The organism is Variovorax sp. BGA-UO-ETr-C22 (assembly GCF_059567965.1).
Genome location: NZ_JCAQPA010000009.1, coordinates 102,926 through 128,288, shown reverse-complemented (window position 1 = coordinate 128,288; position 25,363 = coordinate 102,926). Strand labels below are relative to the sequence as shown.

Below are 25,363 nucleotides of genomic sequence, written 5' to 3'. Positions count from 1 at the left end.
CCTTCTTCTTTTCTTCTTATTCCTGCTCGATGGCTATCTGCACGCAGATGCTGCGGCACAGCGCCACCACGGTCTCGTTCGCGATGCTGTAGTAGATGCTCACGCCGTCGCGGCGTCGCGCGAGCACGCCCGCCTGGTAGAGCGTGTTCAGGTGCTGCGACATGTTGGGCTGCGTGGTGTCGATCTGCGCGAGCAGCTCGCTCACGTTCTTCTCGCCATTGCACAGCAGGCTCACGATCTTCAGCCGCATGGGCGCGGCCATGGCCCGGAACAGGTCGGCGGCCATGTCGAAGACCTCGTCCTCGGTGACAGCCGCGGACTTCTTACGGGGTTTGGTGGCCATGCTGAATAGGTTCATGCGCAGGTCGCAATGTACATCGGCGCCTGGCGCAGCGAGCGATGTCCCGGCGGCCGTATGGCGATTGCACACCGGTGCCGCGTCACAAAAGCGACGCGCCGCCCGTCTTCGGGGTGCGGGGATGTCCCCGCGCAACCACCCGGAGCACCCACCATGCACGCCACGCCAAAGATAGCCCTGCCCTATCGGGGCCATTGCCACGTCTTTCTCGACAGCGTTCGGACGCGATCTAATAATCAAAGCACTTTCTTTGATAAAAAAGCAGGTTGCGTATGAACAAACAATCCAGGACCTGGCTCGGCGCCGGTCTCACGGTCGCGGTGCTGGGCGCGGCGGGCTACGGGCTCGTGGCGAAGTTCCAGCCGGCCCATGCACAGGGCGGCGCCATGCCGCCGGCCAAGGTGGCGGTGGCCCCCGCGCGGCAGACCGAGATGGCGCGCTTTCTCGGCGGCATCGGCACGCTGGAGGCCAACCGGCAGGTCGAGGTGCCGGCCGAGGTGGAGGGACGGGTCGCGAAGATCCTCTTCACGCCCGGCGCGCAGGTGCGTGCCGGCCAGCTGCTGGTACAGCTGAACGACGCGCCCGAGCAGGGCGACCTCGAACGGCTGCGCGCCCAGCAGGCCAATGCCAGGGCCCTGCTCGAACGCACGCGCCGCCTGCTGCCACAGCAGGCCGCCACGCAGGAGCAGATGGAACAGGCGCAGGCCGCCTTCGACCAGGCCAGCGGCGAGCTGCGGCGCGTGCAGGCGCTCATCGAGCAAAAGCACATCAAGGCGCCGTTCGATGGCGTGCTGGGCATCCGCAAGGTCAACCTCGGCCAGTTCGTGCGCGCCGGCGACGCGCTGGTGTCGCTCACCGATGCGCGCACGCTGTTCGCCAACCTCACGCTGCCCGAGAACGCGCTGCCGGCGCTGCGGCGCAACCAGGCGGTGGCGCTCGCGGTCGACGCCTACCCGGGCCGCGTGTTCCCCGCGAAGCTCAGCGCCATCGAGCCCATGATCGGCAGCGACACGCGCACCGTGCGGCTGCAGGCCACGGTCGACAACGCCGATGGCGCGCTCACGCCCGGCATGTACGTCAACGCCAAGGTGGCGCTGCCCGCGCGCGCCGACGCCATCGCGGTGCCTGAAACCGCCATCACCTACAGCACGCACGGCGACTCGGTGTTCGTGGTGCGCGCCGGCGAGAAGGGCGACGGTTTCTCGGTGCAGCAGGTGTTCGTGAAGACCGGCGAGCGGCAAGACGGCCTGGTCGTCGTCGAGCAGGGCCTGAAGGCCGGCGAGCAGGTCGTCACCTCGGGCCAGCTGCGCCTGTACAACGGCGCCGCCGTGGCCCCGGCCGCGAAGGACACGCTGGCCCTGCAGGACGCGAAGTCATGAAGTTCACCGACCTCTTCGTGCGCCGGCCCGTGCTGGCGCTGGTGGTGAGCACGCTCATCCTGCTGCTCGGCGCGCGTGCGCTGGGCGACCTGCCGGTGCGCCAGTACCCGCTCACCGAGAGCACCACGCTCACCATCACCACGCAGTACCCCGGCGCCTCGCCGGAACTGATGCAGGGCTTCGTCACGCAGCCCATCGCGCAGGCGGTGGCAACCATCGAGAACGTCGATTACCTCTCGTCGTCGTCCACGCTGGGCCGCAGCGTGATCAGCGTGCGCATGAAGCTCAACGCCGACGCCAACCAGGCGCTCACGCAGGCCATGGCGCAGGTCAGCCAGGTGAAGTACCGGCTGCCCGCCGAGGCCTTCGACCCGGTGATCCTCAAGTCGTCGGGCGAGGCCACGGCCGTCGCGTACGTGGGCTTCTCGAGCAAGACGATGCCCGTGCCACAACTCACCGACTACCTCTCGCGCGTGGTGCAGCCGCAGTTCGCGTCGATCGAGGGCGTCTCGGGCGTCGAGGTGTCGGGCGGGCAGACGCTGGCGATGCGCGTGTGGCTGGACGCCAACCGCATGGCCGCGCGCGGCATCTCGGCCGGCGAGCTGGCCGACGCGCTGCGCCAGAACAACGTGCAGGCCGCCCCCGGGCAGGTGAAGGGCCTGTACGTGGTGTCGAACATCCGCGTGAACACCGACCTGGTGAACGTGGCCGAGTTCCGCGACATGGTCATCAAACGCGACGGTGACGCCATCGTGCGCCTGGGCGACGTGGCCACGGTGGAACTGGGCGCGGCCAGCGCCGACAGCAGCGCGACGATGGACGGCGACAAGGCCATCTACCTCGGCCTGCAGGCCGCGCCCAACGGCAACCCGCTGGTGATCGTGAAGCGCATCCGCGACCTGCTGCCCGGCATCAAGCAGAACCTGCCGCCGGGCGTGGAGGTGCAGCTGCCCTTCGAGCTCGCGCGCTTCATCGAGGCCTCGATCGACGAGGTGCAGAAGACACTGCTCGAAGCCATCGCCATCGTGGTGCTGGTGATCTTCCTGTGCCTGGGCTCGCTGCGCGCGGTGCTCATTCCGGTGGTGACGATTCCGCTGTCGATGCTGGGCGCGGCGGCGCTGATGCTGCTGTTCGGCTTCAGCATCAACCTGCTCACGCTGCTGGCGATGGTGCTGGCCATTGGCCTGGTGGTGGACGACGCGATCGTGGTGGTGGAGAACGTGCACCGCCACATCGAGGAAGGCAAGTCGCGCGTGCAGGCCGCACTGATCGGCGCACGCGAAGTGGCCGGCCCGGTGATCGCGATGACGCTCACGCTGGCCGCGGTGTACGCGCCCATCGGCCTCATGGGCGGGCTCACGGGGTCGCTGTTCAAGGAGTTCGCCTTCACGCTGGCGGGCGCGGTGGTGGTGTCGGGCGTGATCGCGCTCACGCTGTCGCCGGTGATGAGCTCGTTCCTGCTGCCGCAGGACGCCACGGCGGGCCGCATGGCGCGCTATGCCGAGGCCTTCTTCCACAAGCTGGCCACGGCCTACGGGCGGCTGCTCGACGTGTCGCTGCACCACCGCTGGGTCACGGGCCTGCTGGCCGCGGCCGTGCTCGTGAGCCTGCCTTTTCTGTACAACGCGGCGCAGCGCGAGCTGGCGCCGGGCGAAGACCAGGCGATGGTGATGACCGTCATCAAGTCGCCGCAGCACGCCAACATCGACTACGTCGAGAAGTTCGGCCAGAAGTGGGACGAGGTGCTGGCCAAGCTGCCCGAGAACACCGGTCGCTGGCTCATCAACGGCTCGGACGGCGTCTCCAACAGCATCGGCGGTGTGCAGCTGTCCGACTGGAAAGATCGCCAGCGCAACGCCGACCAGATCCAGGGCGACGTGCAGGGCGGCATGAACGAGGTCGAGGGCAGCAGCGTGTTCGCCTTTCAGCTGCCGTCGCTTCCCGGTTCGACCGGTGGGCTTCCGGTGCAGATGGTGATCCGCAGCGCGGGCGACCACCGCAGCGTGTTCGAGGCGATGGAAACGCTGAAGAAGGCGGCGCGCGAGAGCGGCAAGTTCGCCGTGGTCGACAGCGACCTGGAGTTCAACAACCCGGTGACGGAAGTGCGCGTGGACCGCGCCAAGGCCAACAGCATGGGCGTGACCATGAAGGCCATCGGCGACACGCTGGCGGTGCTGGTGGGCGAGAACTACGTCAACCGCTTCGGCATGGACGGGCGCTCGTACGACGTGATCCCGCAGTCGCCGCGCGACCAGCGGCTCACGGCCGAGGCCCTGTCGCGCTACTTCGTGAAGAGCGCGAGCGGCCAGCCCGTGCCGCTGGCCAACCTGGTGCAGCTGTCGACCAGCGTGGGGCCCAACAAGCTCACGCAGTTCAACCAGCTCAACGCCGCGACCTTCCAGGCCATTCCGATGCCGGGCGTGACCATGGGCGACGCCGTGGCGTTCCTGAGCGAAGAGGCCAAGAAACTGCCGGCCGGCTTCAGCTACGACTGGCAGTCGGACGCGCGCCAGTTCACGCAGGAAGGCTCGGCGCTGGTGATGGCCTTCGTGTTCGCGATCGTGGTGATCTACCTGGTGCTGGCCGCGCAGTACGAGAGCCTGCGCGACCCGCTGATCATTCTGGTCAGCGTGCCGATGTCGATCTGCGGCGCGTTGGTGCCGCTGGCGCTGGGCTTTGCCACCATCAACATCTACACGCAGATCGGGTTGGTGACGCTCATCGGGCTCATCAGCAAGCACGGCATCCTGATGGTGGAGTTCGCCAACGAGATCCAGGAACGCCTGAACCTGGAGCGCCGCGCCGCCATCGAGCAGGCCGCGCGCATCCGGCTGCGCCCGATCCTGATGACCACGGCCGCGATGGTGGTGGGCCTGGTGCCGCTCTTGTTCGCCAGCGGCGCGGGCGCCAACAGCCGCTTCAGCATCGGCCTGGTGATCGTGGTCGGCATGCTGGTGGGTACGCTGTTCACGCTGTTCGTGCTGCCCACCATGTACACGCTGCTGGCACGCGACCACCGCACGGTGGGCCGCTCGCAGCGCGCCGCCGAACTCGAGGCGCTCGTGGCGCGCGAGCCTGCCGGCGACACCGTCTGAGACACCGGGAGCATGACCATGACGACAAGAAGACCCTTCTCCTACGCCGCGCCGTTCGCCCTCAGCCTGCTGGTACTGGCCGGTTGCGCAGTCGGGCCGAAGTACGCCGCGCCGAACGACGCGCCGGTGGCCATCGCCGCCCCCGAGCGCGCGCTGTTCGCGCCCGACGCGGTGCAGCGCGACTGGTGGCGCCAGCTCGACGACCCGCAGCTCGACGCGCTCATCGAACGCGCACTGGCCGGCAACCACGACATCCGCATCGCCCACGCGCGGCTGCTGGAAGCGCGTGCGATGCAGACCGAGGCCGAGCTCGACCGCCTGCCCGTGGTGACGCTGGGCGCCAGCAAGACGCGCAGCATCGCGCAGGGCAACGGCGTGCCAGCCGACGCCCGCACGCTGGCCCAGAGCAGCCGCGCCGGCTTCGACGCCGGCTGGGAGATCGACCTGTTCGGCCGGCTGCAGCGCCTGGACGAAGCCGCCACCGCGCGCGCCCAGGCCAGCGCGGCCGACCTCGAACAGGTGCGCATCGTGGCCGTGGCTGAACTGGCGCGCAATTACTACGAGATGCGCGGCGCCGAGCAGCGCCTGGCCGTGACGCAGCGCACCCTCGAGAGCCTGCGCCAGAGCCTGCGCGTGACCGAGGCGCAGGTGCGCACCGGGCGCGGCCTCGAGGGCGACCTGGCGAGCGCGCAGGCCAACCTGGCCAGCACCGAGAGCCAGCTGCCCGCGCTCGAGACCACGCGCCGCCAGGCCGCGCACCGCGTCGCCGTGCTGGCGGGCCTGCGTCCGGCCGAGCTGGCGCCCATGCTGCAGCCGCACCCGCTGCGCGTGCTCGACAAGCGCCTGCCCATCGGCGACCTGGGCGAATTGCTGCGCCGCCGGCCCGACGTGCTGCGCGCCGAGCGCGGCCTGGCCGCCAGCACCGCCGACGTGGGCGCGGCCACGGCCGAGCTGTACCCGCGCGTCGACATCGGCGGCTTCCTGGGCTTCATCGCGCTGCGCGGTGCCGACCTGGGCAGTTCGTCGAGCCGCGCCTTCAGCGTCACGCCCGGCGTGAGCTGGCCAGCGTTGCGGCTGGGCTCGGTCAAGGCCCGCCTGCGCGGCGCCGAGGCCCGTGCCGAGGGCGAGCGCGCCGTCTACGAACAGACCGTGCTGCGCGCCATCGAGGACGTCGAAAGCGCCCTCACCGGCTACGGCCAGAACCAGCTGCGCCTGCAGCGGCTGCTCGAGGCCTCGACCCGCAGCGGCCGCGCCGCCGAGCTGGCCGAGGTGCGCTACCGCGAAGGCGCCGCGCCCTACCTGAGCGTGCTCGACGCGCAGCGCACCCTGCTGCGCGCGCAGGATGCCGTGGCCGAGGCTGAAACGGCCTCGTTCACCAGCCTCGTGGCGCTTTACAAGGCGCTCGGCGGGGGGTGGCAAGCGCCCACGGATGCGAAGGGAGGCCCAACCACCTGACAATGACGCTGTTTTCCTCCCACGACCGAAGCTGCCATGTCCGCCCCCGATGCCACCAAGCCCACCTGGATGCCGCACCAGCCGGCAGACCGCATCCTCTCCACGCTGAAGACCCGTGGCGCGCTCGGCATCCCCGACATCGCCAAGGTGCTGCACGTGACGGTCGAGGCGGTGCGCCAGCAGATGTCCAAGCTCGAGACCGAAGGGCTGGTGGACGCCGAAAGCCGCTCCAGCGGCCGCGGCCGTCCGACCCAGATCTGGCGGCTCACCGGCGAGGGCCACAAGCGCTTTCCCGACACGCACGCCGAGATGACGGTGCAGATGATCAGCGCCGTGATCAGCGTGTTCGGCGAAAAGGGCATGGACCAGCTCATCGGCGCGCGCGAAGCCACCATGCGCGCCACCTACACCGAGGCCATGCGCGGCGCGCGCAACCTCGAGGCGCGGCTCGAACGGCTCGCGGACATCCGCAGCCGCGAGGGCTACATGGCCGAGTACCGGGCCGAGGGCGACGGTTTTCTCTTCATCGAGAACCACTGCCCCATCTGCACCGCGGCGCAGGCCTGCACCGGCTTTTGCCGCAGCGAGCTGCAGCTCTTCGACGAGGTGCTGGGGCCCGAGGCCGATGTGAGCCGTGTCGAGCACGTGCTCGCGGGCGCGCGGCGCTGCGCCTACCGCATCGTGCCCAAGGCCCGCGCCTGAGGCACCGAACTGTTTTTTTCCCTTCCACCAACTAGAAAGAAAGACTCCACCATGGAACACACCCTTCCCCCGCTGCCGTACGCCATCGACGCGCTGGCCCCCGAGTATTCGAAGGAGACGCTCGAGTACCACCACGGCAAGCACCACAACGCCTACGTGGTGAACCTGAACAACCTGCAAAAGGGCACCGAGTTCGAAGCGATGACGCTCGAAGAGATCGTCAAGAAGTCCAGCGGCGGCATCTACAACAACGCCGCCCAGATCTGGAACCACACCTTCTTCTGGAACTGCATGAAGCCTCAAGGCGGCGGCGCACCCACCGGCGCGCTGGCCAAGGCCATCGACGCCAAGTGGGGCAGCTACGACGCCTTCAAGGAAGCCTTCGTGAAGTCGGCCGTCGGCAACTTCGGTTCGGGCTGGACGTGGCTGGTGAAGAAGGCCGACGGTTCGGTGGACATCGTGAACACCGGCGCCGCCGGCACGCCGCTGACCACCGCCGACACCGCGCTGCTGACGGTGGACGTGTGGGAACACGCGTACTACATCGACTACCGCAACCTGCGCCCGAAGTTCGTCGAGACCTTCCTGGCCAAGCTGGTGAACTGGGACTTCGCGGCCAAGAACTTCGCCTGAAGCCCGCGCTGTCGGCATGAAGAAAAAGCCGGCCTGCGGGCCGGTTTTTTCATGGGCGCGCCGTCACCATCCAGTCGATCCAGCGCGCCACGTGCGCCTGGTCGAGGTCGAAGTAGTGGGTGTGGGCACCCAGGCCGAGGCAGGCCTCGTGCTCGGCCGCGACGCACCAGGCCGGCGGTGTCGTCACCTGCTCGTAGGGCTTGTCGTCTGCGCCCCAGAGCCAGCGGCCCACGTAGTCGCCCGCCGTGTAGAGGTTGACCCAGCGGGCCACGCCGACCTGGGCCGCGCTCGGCCCGCCGCCGTTCGCGTCTTCCGCCGTCACCCAGCCGTAGAGGTGCGGAAAGCGCGCCGCATACAGCTGGCGCAGCGGACAGCCGGCGGTGAGCAGCAGGAGGCGGCTCTTGTTGAGCGCCGCCCAGAGGTCGGTCACCCGCGCATCGACCTTCTGCGCGGCGCGGAACTGCAGGTAGCGCAGCAGCTCGGTCGAGATCACCGTGCCCTGGCTGTGCGCCACGATCACGATGCGGTCGTAGCCCTGCGCCGCCACGTGCTCCAGCAGCGACACATAGCGCGAGAAGATGCGCGCGCGCGGAATGGCGCGGCGCGGGAACTCGCGGAAGTGGCCGTCGACGTCCAGCGCCACGTCGAGCGGCATGCGCAGGCCCGGCACGGTGCGCGTGAGAAAACCGCCGAGCAGCGAGACGGAAGCGGCCAGCGTGGCCGCGGTGAAGATCAGCGGCTTGAGGCCGCTCTGCGACAGCGCCGACACCCAGATCACCGCATCGTCGATCCACCCGCCGACCGAGACGTTGCACTGCTTGAGCACCAGCAACAGGGCCACCGCGAAGGCGACCACCACGCTGGCGCTGGTCAGCACGGCGACGAAGCGGTCCAGCCGCCGGTAGCCCGCGCCGAGCCAGCGGCCCAGGCCCTGCGAGGTGCCGAAGGCCACCTTGAGCTCGGCGAACAGGCTGGGCACCAGCACCGCCACCAGGTAGGCCAGCAGCGACAGCGTGAGGCCGGCGGTCAGGGCGAAGGCCTGCGTGCTCTTCTCGTAGCGGCTGTGCAGGAAGTTCGCGCCGTCGGCCCAGTAGACGTCCTTGCCGAACCAGAACGGCGCGTAGTCGACGTCCTTCGCGCCGAGCTCCACGAGGTTCGTCAGCACGGCCCACGACACCATCGACAGCGCCACGAACGCCGCCACCGACACGAACAGCCCCAGCCGACCCGTGGCGATGCTGGCGCGCGCGGCCGCGTCGCGGTCGGGCACCGTCTCCCCGGCGAGCAGCCAGGCGATGAGCAGCACGCCGGCCACGCCCCACCAGGCCACGACGCCCAGCAGCAGGTACTCGACCACCCGCATGCCGGCGCGCACCCAGTGGCGCAGGTCGTCCGTGGCGCCCGCGGCCGAGGCGTTGATCGCCACGTGCACCAGCAGCGCCGCCGCGGTCAGCGCCATCAGCCCCAGCCCCCAGGTGCGCGCCGCCGGAAAGCGGTCGCGCGCGATGCGCAGGGCGCGGTCGGCCAACGCGGCGAGCAGCGCCAGCCAGGCCACGCCGACCACCCAGTGCGCGGGCACCAGCGCCCACAGCAGCCAGCCCGCCAGCAGCGCGTACAGGCCCACCACGATCCGCGAGGAGGCCTTTGTGCGCGCCTGGTAGCAGTACCACCAGATCGTCAGCACCGGCACGACCACCGCCAACACCCGGCGCAGCAGTTCGGTGAGCGACAACGCATGGGGCGCGGGCTCGACCCGCGCCAGTCCGCCAAGCCCCGCGATCACCAGCCCGATCAGCAGCAGCTGCAGGAACAGGTTCGCCAGCAGGTTGGCAAAGGCCCAGTCGAGCGCGGTCTGCAGCGACGCCAGGCAGGCCCAGCGCCGCGCGCCCGGCGGCCGGGGCTTCCTGTTCACGCCGGCCGCCTCGGCGGCGCGGTCCACCGCGTCGCGGCCCAGCTGCGAGAGGCGGAACACGATGGTGAACAGCTCGGCGACGATGCGCGCCACCGAGCCCGGCAGGCGCGACAGGTCGGCCCAGTACATCTCGTGCACGTCGATGCGCTGCTGCACCGGCTGCCCGTGGGCATCGGTGGCGTCGCGCGTCATGCGCACGCGCGTGGCCTCGTAGGCTTCGTGGTCGGGCTCGGCGCGCTGCGACTTGAACAGCAGGTAGTCGCTGAAGGCGATGTCGGGGTTGCTCCGCTTCAGCTCGCGCGGCGTGAGCGGCCCGCGCCCCTTGGCGGCGCGCACCACGCCCGCGTCGTCGGCCTCGGCGGTCGAGATCCAGTCGTCGGCGCTGAAGTCCGAGGTCTTCGACTGCCGCATCGCCTTGCGCACGGGCGGCACGTAGGCCTTCTGCGCGGCGGCGCCTTCGGTGGCGGCCTTCTCGTTCTTGTCCTGATGCCCCGTGCGCTGCTGCACCATCGACGTCAGCGGCGGCACCGGCAGGAGGTGGCTGTCGCAGTCGGCCTGGCGGTAGGTGGCGCCCTCGCCGGGGTGGTTGAGCATCAGCGAAGCGATGGCGCGGGCCGTGTCGCCGGCCTTCTGGTCGGCCACGCCATGGATGGCGATGACCGCGACGCGCTCGGGGCGCGCGGGTGGTTCAGGCGTTGACTGCTCGGGCGACGGTGCGCGCATGTGGTGACTCCTCCATGCCAGGCCGGTGCATGGCAGGAGGAATTGTCCGCAGCGCGTCGCCCTTGGCTTCCCCCAAACGGGGGATGCCGGATGGACAGGGGTTGCTCAGACGTTGATGAGGTTCAGGATGTTCCCGTCCGGGTCCTTGAACCACGCGACCTTCATCTCGCCCATGACGTGGATGTCGCCCGCGAGCGTGGTGTCGGGCATGTCGTAGTGCTCGAAGCGCACGCCCTTGGCCTTGAGCGCGGCCACGAGGCGCTCGATGTCGCCGTCGACCGACCAGGTCACGGCCGTGGCCTGGTTGGTGCCCGCGAAGGCCGAGCGGTAGACGTTGAGCCGCGTGTTGCCGCTGCGGTAGACGACGACCTCGTCGCCTTCGGCATCGACCTGCGCGAGGCCGAGCGTGTCTTCGTAGAAGCGTCGGGCCACGGCGAGGTCTTTCACCGCCAGGTTGGCCACTGCATTGATGTGTCCGAGCATGGGTGCCTCCTGCAAAGAGGATGGGCGCCCGGAAATCGCCGAACGCCGGGCGAGCCAGAAATACTCAACCATTTGGTGGAGTATTCGACGCGCGATGGGCGGTGTCAAGGCGTCCGAAAGTACGCACCGCCCCGTGTTCTGCCCCCGCCAGCCGAGACGAGGGCCATCGCGAACCGCGAAAACCCCGCGCCGGCACTTCCGGCAGACTGCATCCCCCCTGCCCCCAGAACGAGACAATGCCCCCCATGACCCCATCGACACTCCTCCGTCCGCTGGCCTTTGCGCTGGCCTTCACCGCCGTGGCGGCCACCGCCCCGGCCCACGCCCAGACCGCCGCCTACCCCGCCAAGCCCATCCGCATGGTCGTGCCCTTCCCGCCCGGCGGCGGCACCGACATCCTGGCGCGCCTGGTCGCGCAGAAGCTCACCGAGGCCAACCACTGGACCGTGGTGCCCGACAACCGCGCGGGCGCCGGCGGCACCATCGGCATCGCAGAGGCCGCGCGCGCCACGCCCACGGGCTACGACATCGTGATGGGCCAGAAGGACAACATGGTCGTCGCGCCCTGGCTCTACAAGAGCCTGAGCTACAACCCGGTGAAGGACCTCACGGCCGTGGCCCACGTGGCCTACACGCCCGTGGTGATCGTCACGCAGGCCAACTCCAAGTTCAAGACGCTGGACGACGTGGTGAAGGCCGCGCGCGCCGCGCCCGACACCATCACCTACGGCTCGCCCGGCAATGGCACCACCATCCACCTGGCCGGCGAGATCTTCAACGGCGCGGCCAAGATCAAGATGCGCCACGTGCCCTACAAGGGCTCCAACGCGGCCATGATGGACGTGCTCGCGGGCAACGTCGACCTGATGGTGTCGTCGGTGCCCTCGGCCATGGCGCAGATCAAGGCCGGCAAGCTGCGCCCGCTGGCCGTCACCTCCGCCAAGCGCAGCACCTCGCTGCCCGACACGCCCACCGTGGCCGAGCTGGGCTACAAGGACTTCGACGTGAGCACCTGGTACGGCGTGTTCGTGCCGGCCGGCACGCCCAAGGACATCGTCGCCACGCTGAATGCGGCGATCAACAAGCTGCTGGCCACGCCCGAGATGAAGGCGGCCATCATTGCCCAGGGCGCGGAGCCGCAGAGCATGACGCCGGAGCAGTTCGGCGCGCTGCTGAAGACCGACTACGAGAAGTGGAAGGGGATCGTGCAGGCCTCGGGCGCGACGATCGAGTAAGAGGGGTTTTCATACCAGGAACACCGCGGAACCGGCTTTGCCGGGCCGCTGGTGTTGCCCCCGGCAGGGGGTTGGCGAAGCGACACGAAGTGCGCGAAGCCTGGGGGCGAGCTCAATCCGGTACGAACTTGGCGTTGAAGATCTCCACGTCCGCCGCATCCTCGAACGTCGCCACCTGCCCCATCTTCCCGTCGCTCATGCGGCAGGCCGAGAACAGGCTGTAGCGGCCCTTGAAATAGAACTCGTCCATCACGATCAGCGCGTACGGGTACGGCACGAACACCTGGTGCTCGAAGACGATGCGGTGCACGTTCCTCGGCGACGGGAAGAGCTTGTATTCGACGGTGTCGATGGACTTTGCGGTGGCCATGATGTGGTCGCCGCGTTCAGGCCGGGTCGCGCACGTCGGCCACGGGGTTGCTGCCGAAGTCCGCGCGCGCCAGGTAGGCGAGCACCTTGGCCGCGGCGCTCTGGGGGCTGTCGAGCCGGCCTTCTTCCTTCATGCTCACGAAGCGCGTGCGGTCCGGGAACTGTTCGGCCGACGCGCCGCGCAGCTGCACCTGCATGTCGGTGTCGATGATGCCGGGCGCCAGCGACACGATGCGCGCGCCGTTCGGCGCATGCACCTCTTCGAGCGCCACGGCGCGCGAGAAATGGTCCATGCCGGCCTTGGCCGCGCAGTACGGCGCCTGGCTGCCCAGGGCGTTGCGGCCCAGGCCCGACGAGATGTTCAGCACCTTGCGTGCGCCGCGCCATTCGCGCGTGCCGCCGAGGAAAGCGGCCGTGAGCAGCATCGGCGCCTCGAGCCCGATGCGCAGCGCCTGGGCCAGTTCGGCCGGCACGGCGCGCGACAGCGGCGCGGGGTTGCCGACGGTGCCGGCGTTGTTGATGAGCGTGACGCTGTCGAAGCGCTGACCATCCAGCGTGCGCAGCCAGTCCGACAGGCGCGCCGCGGCGGCGACCGGGTCGGACAGGTCCTGCTCCCATTGCGTCAGTTCGGCGCCGGTCGCCTTGGGGGCTTCGGCCAGTTCGGGCGAGGACTTGCGCGCGATGCCGAGCACCGTGTGGCCGGCCTGCAGCAGCTGTTCGGCCATGGCGCGGCCCAGGCCGCGCGAGGCGCCGGTGATGACGGTGAGGTGGGAAGAGGCGGAGGTGGTCATGGTGGTGTGGGAGCAGGAGAAGGCCGCAAGGCTAAGGGATATCGAAAGGCCGCGCGCGTCAGCCGGTACGGAACTGGGCACGCAGGAAGTTGCGATGCCGGGCGATGTGCTGCAGCTGCGCGGGCGCGATGGAGCCGCCGAGGTCGACCTCGTCCGCGCCGTTGAGCACCGCGTTGGCGTTCGCCATGGCGCGCGCCACGACTTCTTCCTCGCTCACGCCGAGCTGCGCCGCCAGGTCGAGCGCGACGCGGCGCATGGCGCGCTGCGACAGCATCCACATCGCGCCGAAGCGGTCCCAGGCCAGCGCGGCTTCTTCCGACTTCTCGCGGTCGGCGAGGATGTCCTTGAGCGGGCGCGCCAGGATCTCGTTGAGCGCGTCGATCTGTTCGCCCAAGGCCTCGGCGCGGTCGATGGCTTCTTCCAGCGTCGGGCCGTCGTCTTCCTCGTTGCGGGCCTGCGTGGCCTGTTGCTGCTGCGGCGGCAGAAAGCTCGCCTGGGCGTCGGCGGGCACGATCTGCAGGTGGTCGGAGAGGGCCATGTTTTTTTCTTTCAGTTCGAAGTGCTGTTGTTCTTGCGGCTGGACATCGCGGTGGCGCGCAGGCCCGGCAGGTCGAGCACGCGCAGCCCACCGTACTCCACGCGGATCAGCCCCTGCGCCGACAGCGCATTGAGCGCCTCGTTCACGCGCTGGCGCGACAGGCCGACAAGGTACGCCAGTTCCTGCTGCGTGATGCGCAAGACCTCGCCCACGCCGGGGTACAGCACCGGGTTGAACAGCGACACCAGGTTGCGCGCCACGCGCGCGTCGGGGTTGTTGAGGCGGTCGATCTCCAGCGCCGCGATGAACTGGCCCAGCCGCTCGTTGAGCTGGTTCATCACGAAGCGGTTGAAGCCGATGGAGTGGTCCAGCAGCCAGTGGAAGCTCTCGATCGGCAGCCCCGCCACGAGGCTGCGGCGCAGCGCCTGGATGTTGTAGCGGTAGGGCTCGCGCTTCATCACCGTGCCCTCGCCGAACCAGCCGCCGGGCGGCACGCCGGTGTAGGTGACCGAGCCGCCGTCGGCGTTGTCGTTGCTCATCTTCAGCAATCCTTCGACCACGCCGAACCAGTAGGTGGGCGAACGCCCGACGCGGCACACCAGGTCGCCGGGCTCGGCCTCGCCGACCACGAGCGTGGCCTCGGCGCGGCGGCGCTCGGCGGGCGTGAGCGTGGGCAGCCACGGAATGCCGTCGAGTTCAGCGGCATTGGCGGGGCGCACGCGATCCTTGATGGAACCGCCGAGCACGTTCTGTGGGTTGAGGTTGCCAGGAGGCATCGGGAAACTCCGGGGAGTAGTGTCCCTAGGATTGTCGTTGGAACGACAACCGGGCGTCAAAGTGGGACCTACGATCCGGCCACTGTGCAAACCACCGCCCCCACCTTCCCCCGTCTGCTGCTCGCGCATGCCGAGGCCCGTCCCGAGGCTCCCGCCGTGCGCGAAAAAGACCTTGGCATCTGGCAAACCTGGACCTGGAACGCCGTGGCGCAGGAAGTGCGCGAGATGGCCTGCGGTCTGGCAAGCCTTGGCTTCAAGGCCTTCGACAACCTTGCGATCGTCGGCGCCAACCGGCCGCACCTGTACATGGCCGTGCTCGCCGCGCAAAGCCTGCGCGGCGTGCCCGTGCCGCTGTACCAGGACGCGGTCGCCAGCGAGATGGTCTTCATGCTGAACGACGCGAGCATCGAGTTCGTGATCGTCGAAGACCAGGAGCAGGTCGACAAGCTGCTCGAATGCCGCGAGCTGCAGCAAGGCCAGGAGGGCCAGCAGCAGGGCATCCGCCACATCATCTACGACGACCCCAAGGGCCTGCGCCACTACGAGCAGCCGGGGCTCATGAGCTACGAGCAGCTGCGCGAGCTGGGCCGGGCCTTCGACAAGGCCAACGCCGGCTACTACGACCGCGCCGTGGCCAGCGGCGAGGCGTCCGACGTCGGCGTGATCCTCTACACCTCGGGCACCACCGGCCGCCCCAAGGGCGTGTGCCAGACGCACGCCAGCTTCATCGCAGCGGGGCGCGGCGGCGTCGAGACCGACAAGCTCGGCCCCGGCGACAACATCATGAGCTACCTGCCGATGGCGTGGGTGGGCGACCACCTGTTCTCGGTGGCGCAATGGCTGGTGGGCGGCTTCACGCTCAACTGCCCCGAGTCGGCCGAGACGGTGATGAACGACATGCGCGAGATCGGCCCGAGCTACTACTTCGGCCCGCCGCGCACCTTCGAAGGCCTGCTCACGGCCGTGTCGATCCGCATGGAAGACGCGGCCGCGCCCAAGCGCTGGCTGTATGCGAAGTTCATGGCGCTGGCGCAGCGCGTGGGCGCCGACATCCTGAACGGCGCGCCCGTGAGCACCGGCGACCGCGTCATGTACAGCCTGGGCAACCTGCTCATCTACGGCCCGCTGCGCAACGTGCTGGGCATGAGCCGCATCCGCGTGGCCTACACGGCCGGTGCGGCCATCGGCCCCGACCTGTTCCGCTTCTACCGCTCGATCGGCGTGAACCTCAAGCAGTTCTACGGCCAGACCGAGACCTGCGCCTATGTGTGCCTGCAGCAGGACGGCAAGGTCAAGCTGCAGACCGTGGGCACGGCGGCGCCGGGCATCGAGCTGAAGATCGCCGACGACGGCGAGGTGCTGGTGCGCGGCGTGTCGGTGCTCAAGGAGTACTACAAGCGCCCCGACGCCACCGCCGAGGTGCTCGACGCCAACGGCTACTTCCACACCGGCGACGCCGGCGTGCTCGACAGCGAAGGGCACCTGCGCATCATCGACCGGGCGAAGGACGTGGGCCGGCTCGTGGGCGGCGCGATCTTTGCGCCCAACTACATCGAGAACAAGCTCAAGTTCTTCCCGCAGATCAAGGAGGCCGTGTGCTTCGGCAACGGCCGCGACGAGGTCTGCGCCTTCATCAACATCGACTTCGAGGCGGTCGGCAACTGGGCCGAGCGCCGCGGCCTGGCCTACGGCGGCTATGTGGACCTGGCCGGCAAGCCCGAGGTGCTGACGCTGGTGGCCGAGTGCATCGCCAAGGTCAATGCCGACCTCGCGGCCGAGGACGGCATGGGCGAGACGCAGATCGCGCGCTTCCTCGTGCTGCACAAGGAGCTCGACCCCGACGACGACGAACTGACCCGCACGCGCAAGGTGCGCCGCGGCTTCATCGCCGAGAAATACGCCGTGCTGGTCGATGCGCTCTATGGCGGCAAGACCGCCCAGTACATCGAGACCCAGGTCAAGTTCGAGGACGGACGCACGGGGGTTGTCAGCGCCACGCTGAAGATCAACGACGCCAAGACCTTCCCCATCGTGAAGGCCGCCGCATGAGCAATCGGAAAATTGGCGACGTCATCCTCGACGTCCAGAACATCAGCCTGAGCTTCGGCGGCGTGAAGGCGCTGACCGACATCAGCTTCAATGTGCGCGAGCACGAAGTGCGGGCCATCATCGGCCCCAACGGCGCGGGCAAGAGCTCGATGCTGAACTGCATCAACGGCGTGTACTGGCCGCAGCAGGGCTCCATCACCTTTCGCGGCCAGACCTTCAAGCACATGAATTCGCGCCAGGTGGCCGAGATGGGCGTGGCGCGCACCTTCCAGAACCTGGCGCTGTTCAAGGGCATGAGCGTGCTCGACAACATCATGACCGGGCGCAATCTCAAGATGAAGAGCGGCCTGTTCGCGCAGGCGCTGCGCTGGGGCCCGGCCGAACGCGAAGAGCTGCAGCACCGCGAGTTCGTCGAGCACATCATCGACTTCCTGGAAATCCAGGCGCACCGCAAGACGCCGGTGGGCCGCCTGCCCTACGGCCTGCAAAAGCGCGTCGACCTCGGCCGCGCGCTCGCGATGGAGCCGCAGGTGCTGCTGCTGGACGAACCCATGGCCGGCATGAACGTCGAAGAGAAGCAGGACATGAGCCGCTTCATCCTCGACGTGAACGACGAGTTCGGCGCGACCATCGTGCTCATCGAGCACGACATGGGCGTGGTGATGGACATCTCCGACCGCGTGGTGGTGCTGGACTACGGCAAGAAGATCGGCGACGGCACGCCGGATGAAGTTCGGAACAACGAAGACGTGATCCGGGCGTACCTCGGCGTGGAGCATTGACCATGGGATTTTTCCTCGAAACCCTTTTCGGCGGCCTCATGGTCGGCATGCTGTATTCGCTGATCGCGATCGGCTTCGTGCTGATCTACAAGGCCTCGGGCGTCTTCAACTTCGCGCAGGGCGCGATGGTGCTGTTCGCGGCGCTGGCCATGGCGCGCTTCGCCGAATGGTTCCCGCAGTGGTTCGGCTTCCAGAGCCAGATCCTCGCGAACATCCTGGCCTTCATCGCGGCCATGGCCGTGATGATCGTGGTGGCCTGGCTCATCGAACGGCTGGCGCTGAGCAAGCTGGTGAACCAGGAAGGCATCACGCTGCTGATGGCCACGCTGGGCATCGCCTACTTCCTGGACGGCGTGGGCCAGACGATCTTCGGCAACGACATCTACAAGATCGACGTGGGCATGCCCAAGGAACCGCTGATGGTGCTCGAAGGCACCTTCCAGGGCGGCCTGCTGCTGAGCCAGGAAGACCTGATCGCCGCGCTGGTGTCCGCCGCGCTGGTGGTGGTGCTGGCGATCTTCTTCCAGAAGACGGCCACGGGCCGTGCGCTGCGCGCGGTGGCCGACGACCACCAGGCCGCGCAATCGATCGGCATTCCGCTGTCGCGCATCTGGGTGATCGTGTGGTCGGTGGCCGGTTTCTCGGCGCTGGTGGCCGGGATCATCTGGGGCTCCAAGCTCGGCGTGCAGTTCTCGCTCTCGCTGGTGGCGCTGAAGGCGCTGCCGGTGGTGATCCTGGGCGGGCTGACCTCGATCCCCGGCGCCATCATCGGCGGCCTGTTGATCGGTGTCGGCGAGAAGCTGTCTGAAATCTATCTCGGCCCCATGCTCGGTGGCGGCATCGAGATCTGGTTTGCCTATGTCCTCGCGCTGGTCTTCCTGCTGGTTCGTCCGCAGGGTCTGTTCGGCGAAAAAATTATTGATCGCGTATGAAATACGAGATCAACAATTTTTCGGTGGAGGCTAACTTGCGCAGCAAGTTAAGCGAAGCGGGCCGTAGCCAAAAAATCATCGATCGGGTCTGAGAATGTTCTACAGAGAAAACGGCCAGTTCAAGTCGAGCTACCGCGCCGACCAACAGATCTTCCCGATCGCACAGGACCGCCTGGCGATCCTGGTGCTGCTGCTCGTGGCGTTCGTCGTGGTGCCGATGGGCGTGTCCGACTACTGGATGCGCGCCATCCTCACGCCCTTCCTGATCCTGTCGCTGGCGGCGCTGGGCCTCAACATCCTGGTTGGCTACTGCGGCCAGATCTCGCTGGGCACCGGCGCCTTCATGGCGGTGGGCGCGTATGCGGCCTACAACTTCCAGGTGCGCATCGACGGCATGCCGCTCATCGCCTCGCTGCTGCTGGGCGGTCTGTGCGCCACGGTGATCGGCGTGCTGTTCGGCATTCCGAGCCTGCGCATCAAGGGCCTGTACCTGGCGGTGGCCACGCTGGCCGCGCAGTTCTTCACCGACTGGGCGTTCCTGCGCATCCAGTGGTTCACCAACAACTCGTCGTCGGGCTCGGTGAGCGTGGCGGGGCTGAACGTGTTCGGCGTGCCGATCGAGTCGCCGGTGCAGAAGTACCTGTTCTGCCTGATCTTCGTGGTGGTGTTCGCACTGCTCGCCAAGAACCTGGTGCGCAGCGCCATCGGCCGCGAGTGGATGGCGATGCGCGACATGGACGTGGCCGCCGCGGTGATCGGCATCCGCCCGGTGTACGCCAAGCTCACGGCCTTCGCGGTGAGCAGCTTCATCGTCGGCGTGGCCGGCGCGCTGTGGGGCTTCATTCACCTCGGTGCGTGGGAGCCGGCGGCGTTCAGCATCGACCGCTCGTTCCAGCTGCTGTTCATGGTGATCATCGGCGGGCTGGGCTCGATCATGGGCAGCTTCTTCGGCGCCGCCTTCATCGTGCTGCTGCCGCTCTTTCTGAACCAGCTGCCGGGGTGGCTGGGCTTCTCGATCTCGACCGCACTGGCCTCGCACCTGGAGACCATGATCTTCGGCGCGCTGATCGTGTTCTTCCTGATCGTCGAGCCCCACGGCCTGGCGCGGCTGTGGTCCACGGCCAAGGAAAAGCTGCGGCTGTGGCCCTTCCCGCACTGACAGGTTCCCGTTCTTGTTGTTGTTCGTTCGTAAAAACCCGGCACCGAGGTGCCCACAAAAGGAGACAGGCATGACACTGAAATCGCTCGCTCTGACCGCCGCCCTGGTGGCCAGCACCCTCGGCGCGGCCTTCGCGCCTTCGCTCGCGCAGGCCCAGGCCAAGGAACAGTTCTTCCCGCTGCTGGTGTACCGCACCGGCCCTTACGCGCCCAACGGCACGCCCTGGGCCAACGGCAAGCAGGACTACATCAAGTACATCAACGCCACCGGCGGCATCAACGGCGTGAAGATCACGTACGAGGAATGCGAAACCGGCTACGCCACCGACAAGGGCGTGGAATGCTACGAGCGCCTGAAGGGCCGCCCGGGCGTGACGCTGTTCGACCCGCAGGCCACCGGCATCACCTTCGCGCTGACCGACAAGGTGCCCACCGACAAGATCCCGCTCATCACGCTGGGCTACGGCCTGTCGGCCTCGCAGGACGGCGGCGTGTTCAAGTGGAACTTCCCGCTCATGGGCTCCTACTGGACCGCGGCCGACATCCTGATCCAGCACATCGGCAAAAAAGAAGGCGGCATGGACAAGCTCAAGGGCAAGAAGATCGCCCTCGTGTACCACGACTCGCCGTTCGGCAAGGAGCCGATCCCGCTGCTGCAGGAGCGCGCCAAGCAGAACGGCTTCGAGTTGTCGCTCATTCCCGTGACCGCACCGGGCGTGGAACAGAAGTCGGCCTGGCTGCAGGTGCGCCAGTCGCGTCCTGACTTCGTGCTGCTGTGGGGCTGGGGCGTGATGAACTCCACCGCCCTGAAGGAAGCCGTGGCCACGGGCTACCCGCGCGAGAAGATGTACGGCGTGTGGTGGGCCGGTGCCGAACCCGACGTGAAGGACGTGGGCGCCAACGCCAAGGGCTACAACGCGCTGGCGCTGAACACCTCGGGCACGCAGCCCAAGGTGATCCAGGACATCCTCAAGCAGGTGCACGACAAGGGCCAGGGCACGGGTCCGAAGGACGAAGTGGGCTCGGTGCTCTACACGCGCGGCGTGATCATCCAGATGCTGACCATCGAGGCCGTGCGTCGTGCGCAGGAGCGCTTCGGCAAGGGCAAGGTCATGACCGGCGAGCAGGTGCGCTGGGGCATGGAAAACCTCGCGCTCGACCAGAAGAAGCTGGACGCATTGGGCTTCTCGGGCGTGATGCGTCCGGTGAGCACCTCGTGCCAGGACCACATGGGCTCGACCTGGGCGCGCGTGCACACCTGGGACGGCGCCAAGTGGGGCGGCATGTCCGACTGGTACGAGGCCGACAGCCAGATCATCAAGCCGATGGTGAAGGCGGCCGCCGACAAGTACGCGGGCGAGAAGAAGCTCACCCGCCGCGAAGCCGCGGATTGCCAGTCTTGAGCTAACCCCCAGGCTGCGCGCACTTCGTGTCGCTTCTCCCACCCCCTTGCAGGGGGCAACACCAGCGGCCCGGCAAAGCCGGTTCCGCGGTGTTCCCCGAAGGGCGGTGGGTCAAGCGGGTATCTGAAAGAACAGCGTCGTTGTTCTTTCGAATGCTTCGGACCACACCATGAGCGAACCCAAGATCCTTCTCAACGTCAACGGCATCGAGGTCATCTACAACCACGTGATCCTCGTGCTCAAGGGCGTGTCGCTGACCGTGCCCGAAAGCGGCATCGTGGCGCTGCTCGGCGGCAACGGCGCCGGCAAGACGACCACGCTGCGCGCCGTGAGCAACCTGCTCGCGGGCGAACGCGGCGCCGTGACCAAGGGCACCATCGAGCTGCGCGGCGAGCGCATCGAGGCGCTGTCGCCGGCCGAACTGGTCAAGCGCGGGCTGATCCAGGTGATGGAAGGCCGCCACTGCTTCGCCCACCTGACGATCGAAGAGAACCTGATGACCGGCGCCTACACGCGCACCGACGGCAAGGCCTCGGTGCAGGAGACGCTGGAGAAGGTCTACGCGTATTTCCCGCGCCTGAAGACGCGCCGCACCTCGCAGGCGGCCTACACCTCGGGCGGCGAGCAGCAGATGTGCGCCATCGGCCGCGCGCTGATGGCCAACCCGACCATGGTGCTGCTGGACGAGCCCTCGATGGGCCTGGCGCCGCAGATCGTGGAAGAGGTGTTCGAGATCGTGAAAGACCTGAACACCAAGGAAAAAGTGACCTTCCTGCTGGCCGAGCAGAACACCAACATGGCGCTGCGCTACGCCGACTACGGCTACATCCTGGAGAACGGCCGCATCGTGATGGACGGCGAGGCCAAGAGCCTGCGCGAGAACGAGGACGTGAAGGAGTTCTACCTCGGCGTGGGCGGCGCGGACCGCAAGAGCTTCCGTGACGTGAAGAGCTACAAACGCCGCAAGCGTTGGCTGGCCTGAAGTACCCACCCCAGAGCGACCGAATCGATAGACGAAGGGTACGGACATGAACGACCACTACGACCAACTGGAAATCCGCGACCCCGCCGAACGCGAACGTGACCTGCTGGCCGCGCTGCCCAAGCAGATCGCCCAGGCCCAGACCGCCTCCCCCGCTTTCACGAAGATCCTCGACGGCGTGAAGCCTGCCGACGTCACCTCGCGTGAAGCCCTCGCCAAGCTGCCCGTCACGCGCAAGTCGGAACTGCTCGAGCTGCAGAAGGCGCGCCGCGCCGACGACCCCTTCGGCGGCTTTGCGTCGATCGTGCGCGGGCCGCGCATGCCGCGCATCTTCGCGAGCCCCGGCACCATCTACGAACCCGAGGGCGAAGCGCGCGACTACTGGCGCACCGCGCGGGCGCTGCACGCGGCGGGCTTTCGCAGCGGCGAGCTGATCCACAACAGCTTCAGCTACCACATGACGCCGGCCGGCTCCATCATGGAAAGCGGCGCGCATGCCATGGGCTGCACCATCTTCGCGGGGGGCACGGGCCAGACCGAGCAGCAGCTCGAAACCATCGTCGACCTCAAGCCCGACGGCTACGCGGGCACGCCGAGCTTCCTGAAGATCCTGCTGGAGAAGGCCGAAGAAAAGGGCCAGAAGCTGCCGTGGTTCACCAAGGCGCTGGTGTCCGGCGAGGCCTTTCCGCCCAGCCTGCACGACTGGATCGCTGCGCACGGCGTGCAGGGCATCCAGTGCTACGCGACCGCCGACCTGGGCCTCATCGCTTATGAAACCAGCGCGCGCCAGGGCCTGGTGATCGACGAGGGCGTGCTGGTCGAGATCGTGCGCCCCGGCACCGGCGACCCCGTGCCCGACGGCGAGGTGGGCGAGATCGTCGTCACCACCTTCAACCCCGACTACCCGCTGGTGCGCTTCGGCACCGGCGACCTCTCGGCCGTGCTCGCGGGCACCTGCCCCACGGGCCGCACCAACAAGCGCATCAAGGGCTGGCTCGGCCGCGCCGACCAGACCACCAAGGTGCGCGGCATGTTCGTGCACCCCTCGCAGGTCGCCGAGGTCGTGCGGCGCTTTCCCGAGATCGTGCGCGCGCGGCTCGTGGTGTCGGGCGAGATGGGCGACGACCAGATGACCTTCAAGCTCGAATGCGCCGGCGCCCCGGCCGGGCTCGACGCGCGCATTGCCGATGCGGTGCGCGAAGTGACCAAGCTGCGCGGCACCATCGAGCTGGTGGCGCCGGGCACCCTGCCGAACGACGGCAAGGTGATCGAGGACGCGCGCAGCTACAAGTAGGGGCGGTACAGGCGACGCGTGATGAAGCGCGTGAGCAGCACGGTCAGTAAGGGGTAGAGCGGTACGAGCGCAGCCAGCAGGATGACCAGGTCGCCGACACCGGCCATGCTGGTCTGGGACGGCTCCAGCAACCCCAGTCCCGCGAGGATGACAGCAGCGCAGCCCGCCAGCACCAGCACAAAGGCCAGCACCGACGCGGCCACGGCCCGGAAGGGCCGGACCCGTGTGGGGAGCGGGCCACGGCCGATGCCGAGCCACGCGCCCCAGAACGCCAGAGCAAAGACCAACAACGGCGGCGCGACCCAGCTCAGGAAGGGCGCCACGCGGTCCATGGTCCTCATGGCCTCGTGCCACGGGTCCGTGACCATCGCGCACCAAATCTGGATCGACGCGGACACGGCGGCGATCAACAGCGCTACCGTGGCGCGACCCGGCGATGCGCTCGCGGGCGCCACGGCGTCGGCATCGCCCGCATCGAACGACGCGGCCGATGCCTGAGTGCCCTGCCTCAGCGCGACCCAGGTCGCCAGCCACACACCCAGCACCAGCATCGCCAGTTGCACCAGCCGGCCGCCGGGCATGTAGAGCAGCTCCAGCCCGTAGAGCCACGGGCTCAGCACGAAGTAGTCCAGCACCCGCACGATGAGATAAGCGCCGGCGTGGCGCACACGCGGGGCGCGCAGCTGCGCCAGGCGCGCGCCGCCGCGCACCTCCAGTGCCTGGCGGGCATGGCTCCAGGCCAGCGACGCTGCCAGCACCCAGGCCATCGCGAGGTTGGCCGCCATGCCTGCCCACACGTCCAGGTCATAGCCTTCATGCCCCGAGCCAGGCCACAGCTGCCTGCCGAAGTGGACCCACACAATGGCCGCTTCGACCGCCACGGTGATGAGCGCGAAGTCGCGCGGCAGGCGCCACGCGTGTGCGATGGAAGCGGAAGACGTCATCAAGGCCAATGCCCGGCTACTTCTTGCAGCTCGCCGGCAACGCCTTGTCCTTCAACCCCTCCCCCGCGCTGCAATGCCACGCAATGCCCCGGTCGGTCGACGACGGCTCCATGCGCAGCGTGCCCTTGGTCGTGGCCACCTCCACCACCATGCTGTCGGGGTCGAGCGTGAGGGTCGCGCCGTTGGGCAGGTTCTCCGGCAGGCCGACGGCGGCCAGGGTGTCGGGGATCTCGGCCTTTTCTTCATAGTGGCGCGTGAGCGCGTTGCGCACCGGCGCGCCCTCGGACCAGGCCTGCGCGACGACGGCGCGGGTCTGGTACTCCTGGTAGGCGGGGATGGCTGCAGCCGCCATGACGCCGATGACAGCCACCACGATCAGCACCCCCGCCGCGCCGCCGCCGGCCCGGCCGGCATACGGCACGAAGAGCGCGAGCAGGTAGGCCACCGGATTGCGCTCGGGCAGCTTGGCGCCCGGGTCGATGGCGCGCGCGACGCGCTTGGTGAGCCAGGGGTAGCCGCCGATGAGTTCGTGGAACGAGCCCCAGAAGCCGCGGTTGCCGGCCGACTGGGCGGCGTAGCGCTGCAGGTTCACGTTGCGCCACTGCTGCGCGCCGGCGGCCAGCGCGACCAGCGCGCGCGGTGCGGAGTCGACCTCGCGGCAGCAGGCGGCGCCGTGCAGGTCGCAGGTGTATTCCTTGGCGCGCGCATAGGCCGCGCCCAGGAGCGGCAGCCAGAGCACGGGCGCGCGCCAGATGTGGCCCGTGAGGTGGCCGCGGCGGATGTGGCCCAGCTCGTGGCCCATGTAGAAGTGGATGCCGTCGGGCTGCGCCTCCATGGCGTCGACCACGTCGGACAGCAGCACCACGAAGTTGCGCCCGAAGAAGCGCGTGGCGAAGGCGTTGAACATGCCGTCGCCGTGCAGCAGGTAGGCCTCGGGCGGCTGCGCGATGCCCAGGCGGGTGCAGCAGTCGACAAAACGCGCGTGCAGCTCGGGCAGCTGCTGGGGCGACAGCTTCACGCCCGTGCCCTTGATCCAGGCGATGACGGCCGACTGCGCGAACACGTAGCCGATGAAGCCCAGCAGCACGTACAGCAGCGCGATGCCCAGCGTGCCGACGACGATCAGCGTCCAGGCCAGCAGGCCCAGAACGAGCGTGAGTTTGCCGAGCCAACGCTCGCGCGGATAGACCCAGGGATCCATTGGTTTCTTCTCCTCGATGCCGCCCGTCGGGCTGGCCTGTTTGTGGTTGTGGTCACCCCGGCGCGGGTGCGCGGGACGGGCGTGATCATGCCCCAGCATGGGGCGAAAACGGTGACATTCCTAAGGGCTATTCGGTATGGGTCAGCCCCCGGTCAGCCGATAAGATCGC

Annotated in this window: 22 protein-coding genes; 13 read left to right on the top strand and 9 right to left on the bottom strand. The window is 68.3% G+C overall.

Translation table 11 applies throughout. The annotated features are described in order from the left end of the window. Window positions 1-16: 16 nt before the first annotated feature. On the bottom strand, window positions 17-343 hold the full coding sequence (locus AC57B8_RS10110) for an ArsR/SmtB family transcription factor (protein WP_062473861.1): 327 nt from the start codon (window positions 341-343) through the stop codon (window positions 17-19). A 287-nt stretch (window positions 344-630) separates the two neighbouring features. On the opposite strand from AC57B8_RS10110, the gene AC57B8_RS10105 reads away from it, so the two are divergent. The 5 genes from AC57B8_RS10105 to AC57B8_RS10085 are packed head-to-tail and all read left to right on the top strand — an operon-like array spanning window position 631 to window position 7,622. Then, on the top strand, window positions 631-1,737 hold the full coding sequence (locus tag AC57B8_RS10105) for an efflux RND transporter periplasmic adaptor subunit (RefSeq protein WP_496479540.1): 1,107 nt from the start codon (window positions 631-633) through the stop codon (window positions 1,735-1,737). After that, window positions 1,734-4,832, top strand: a complete 3,099-nt coding sequence (locus AC57B8_RS10100) for a MexW/MexI family multidrug efflux RND transporter permease subunit (protein WP_095747124.1) — start codon at window positions 1,734-1,736, stop codon at window positions 4,830-4,832. The genes AC57B8_RS10105 and AC57B8_RS10100 overlap by 4 nt, the downstream gene beginning before the upstream one ends. 12 nt (window positions 4,833-4,844) lie before the next feature. Continuing rightward, window positions 4,845-6,287, top strand: a complete 1,443-nt coding sequence (locus AC57B8_RS10095; RefSeq protein ID WP_496479539.1) for an efflux transporter outer membrane subunit — start codon at window positions 4,845-4,847, stop codon at window positions 6,285-6,287. A 36-nt stretch (window positions 6,288-6,323) separates the two neighbouring features. Further along, on the top strand, window positions 6,324-6,989 hold the full coding sequence (locus AC57B8_RS10090; RefSeq protein ID WP_062473930.1) for a helix-turn-helix transcriptional regulator: 666 nt from the start codon (window positions 6,324-6,326) through the stop codon (window positions 6,987-6,989). A gap of 51 nt (window positions 6,990-7,040) precedes the next feature. Next, window positions 7,041-7,622, top strand: a complete 582-nt coding sequence (locus tag AC57B8_RS10085) for a superoxide dismutase (protein ID WP_496479538.1) — start codon at window positions 7,041-7,043, stop codon at window positions 7,620-7,622. Between the two features lie 49 nt (window positions 7,623-7,671). On the opposite strand, the gene AC57B8_RS10080 is transcribed toward AC57B8_RS10085, so the two are convergent. Together AC57B8_RS10080 and AC57B8_RS10075 are read right to left on the bottom strand one after the other, a co-directional pair. Beyond that, the gene (locus AC57B8_RS10080) at window positions 7,672-10,257 is read right to left on the bottom strand and encodes a hypothetical protein (protein ID WP_496479537.1); all 2,586 of its coding nucleotides are present in this window, start codon (window positions 10,255-10,257) and stop codon (window positions 7,672-7,674) included. A 105-nt stretch (window positions 10,258-10,362) separates the two neighbouring features. Continuing rightward, window positions 10,363-10,740 carry a VOC family protein gene (locus AC57B8_RS10075; protein ID WP_095747129.1) on the bottom strand — a complete coding sequence of 126 codons (378 nt, stop codon included), beginning with the start codon at window positions 10,738-10,740 and terminating at the stop codon, window positions 10,363-10,365. A 245-nt stretch (window positions 10,741-10,985) separates the two neighbouring features. Between AC57B8_RS10075 and AC57B8_RS10070 the strand changes: the two genes are divergently transcribed. Continuing rightward, on the top strand, window positions 10,986-11,975 hold the full coding sequence (locus AC57B8_RS10070) for a Bug family tripartite tricarboxylate transporter substrate binding protein (protein WP_496479536.1): 990 nt from the start codon (window positions 10,986-10,988) through the stop codon (window positions 11,973-11,975). 112 nt (window positions 11,976-12,087) lie between these two features. Here AC57B8_RS10070 and AC57B8_RS10065 read toward each other — a convergent pair whose 3' ends face one another. The 4 genes from AC57B8_RS10065 to AC57B8_RS10050 are packed head-to-tail and all read right to left on the bottom strand — an operon-like array spanning window position 12,088 to window position 14,449. Then, the gene (locus tag AC57B8_RS10065) at window positions 12,088-12,345 is read right to left on the bottom strand and encodes a hypothetical protein (protein ID WP_062473877.1); all 258 of its coding nucleotides are present in this window, start codon (window positions 12,343-12,345) and stop codon (window positions 12,088-12,090) included. Between the two features lie 16 nt (window positions 12,346-12,361). Beyond that, window positions 12,362-13,135 (bottom strand): SDR family NAD(P)-dependent oxidoreductase, encoded by a 774-nt coding sequence (locus AC57B8_RS10060; protein WP_495265114.1) that lies wholly within the window; start codon window positions 13,133-13,135, stop codon window positions 12,362-12,364. A gap of 58 nt (window positions 13,136-13,193) precedes the next feature. Beyond that, window positions 13,194-13,673 carry a hypothetical protein gene (locus AC57B8_RS10055; protein WP_062473882.1) on the bottom strand — a complete coding sequence of 160 codons (480 nt, stop codon included), beginning with the start codon at window positions 13,671-13,673 and terminating at the stop codon, window positions 13,194-13,196. 11 nt (window positions 13,674-13,684) lie between these two features. Next, a complete protein-coding gene (locus tag AC57B8_RS10050) occupies window positions 13,685-14,449 on the bottom strand; it encodes a Crp/Fnr family transcriptional regulator (protein WP_062473884.1) in 765 nt (254 codons plus the stop codon). Window positions 14,450-14,533: 84 nt separating this feature from the next. Between AC57B8_RS10050 and AC57B8_RS10045 the strand changes: the two genes are divergently transcribed. From AC57B8_RS10045 to AC57B8_RS10015, 7 genes are all read left to right on the top strand, one after another. Continuing rightward, window positions 14,534-16,498: an AMP-dependent synthetase/ligase gene (locus AC57B8_RS10045; protein ID WP_369645525.1), complete on the top strand. Its 1,965-nt coding sequence runs from the start codon at window positions 14,534-14,536 to the stop codon at window positions 16,496-16,498. Then, complete coding sequence (locus tag AC57B8_RS10040) at window positions 16,495-17,280, top strand: ABC transporter ATP-binding protein (protein WP_062473888.1); 786 nt, start codon at window positions 16,495-16,497, stop codon at window positions 17,278-17,280. Before AC57B8_RS10045 ends, AC57B8_RS10040 begins: the two co-directional genes overlap by 4 nt. A 2-nt stretch (window positions 17,281-17,282) precedes the next feature. Then, window positions 17,283-18,212 carry a branched-chain amino acid ABC transporter permease gene (locus AC57B8_RS10035; protein WP_070062998.1) on the top strand — a complete coding sequence of 310 codons (930 nt, stop codon included), beginning with the start codon at window positions 17,283-17,285 and terminating at the stop codon, window positions 18,210-18,212. A 94-nt stretch (window positions 18,213-18,306) separates the two neighbouring features. Further along, on the top strand, window positions 18,307-19,371 hold the full coding sequence (locus tag AC57B8_RS10030; protein WP_062473892.1) for a branched-chain amino acid ABC transporter permease: 1,065 nt from the start codon (window positions 18,307-18,309) through the stop codon (window positions 19,369-19,371). A gap of 70 nt (window positions 19,372-19,441) precedes the next feature. Beyond that, complete coding sequence (locus AC57B8_RS10025) at window positions 19,442-20,773, top strand: ABC transporter substrate-binding protein (protein WP_062473894.1); 1,332 nt, start codon at window positions 19,442-19,444, stop codon at window positions 20,771-20,773. 169 nt (window positions 20,774-20,942) lie between these two features. Continuing rightward, on the top strand, window positions 20,943-21,755 hold the full coding sequence (locus AC57B8_RS10020; protein ID WP_062473897.1) for an ABC transporter ATP-binding protein: 813 nt from the start codon (window positions 20,943-20,945) through the stop codon (window positions 21,753-21,755). A gap of 46 nt (window positions 21,756-21,801) precedes the next feature. Beyond that, a complete protein-coding gene (locus tag AC57B8_RS10015) occupies window positions 21,802-23,049 on the top strand; it encodes a phenylacetate--CoA ligase family protein (RefSeq protein ID WP_496479535.1) in 1,248 nt (415 codons plus the stop codon). Here AC57B8_RS10015 and AC57B8_RS10010 read toward each other — a convergent pair. Next, window positions 23,040-23,993: a hypothetical protein gene (locus AC57B8_RS10010; protein WP_496479534.1), complete on the bottom strand. Its 954-nt coding sequence runs from the start codon at window positions 23,991-23,993 to the stop codon at window positions 23,040-23,042. The genes AC57B8_RS10015 and AC57B8_RS10010 overlap by 10 nt on opposite strands. A gap of 16 nt (window positions 23,994-24,009) precedes the next feature. Continuing rightward, window positions 24,010-25,194 (bottom strand): M48 family metalloprotease, encoded by a 1,185-nt coding sequence (locus AC57B8_RS10005; RefSeq protein WP_070062995.1) that lies wholly within the window; start codon window positions 25,192-25,194, stop codon window positions 24,010-24,012. Between the last annotated feature and the right edge of the window lie 169 nt (window positions 25,195-25,363).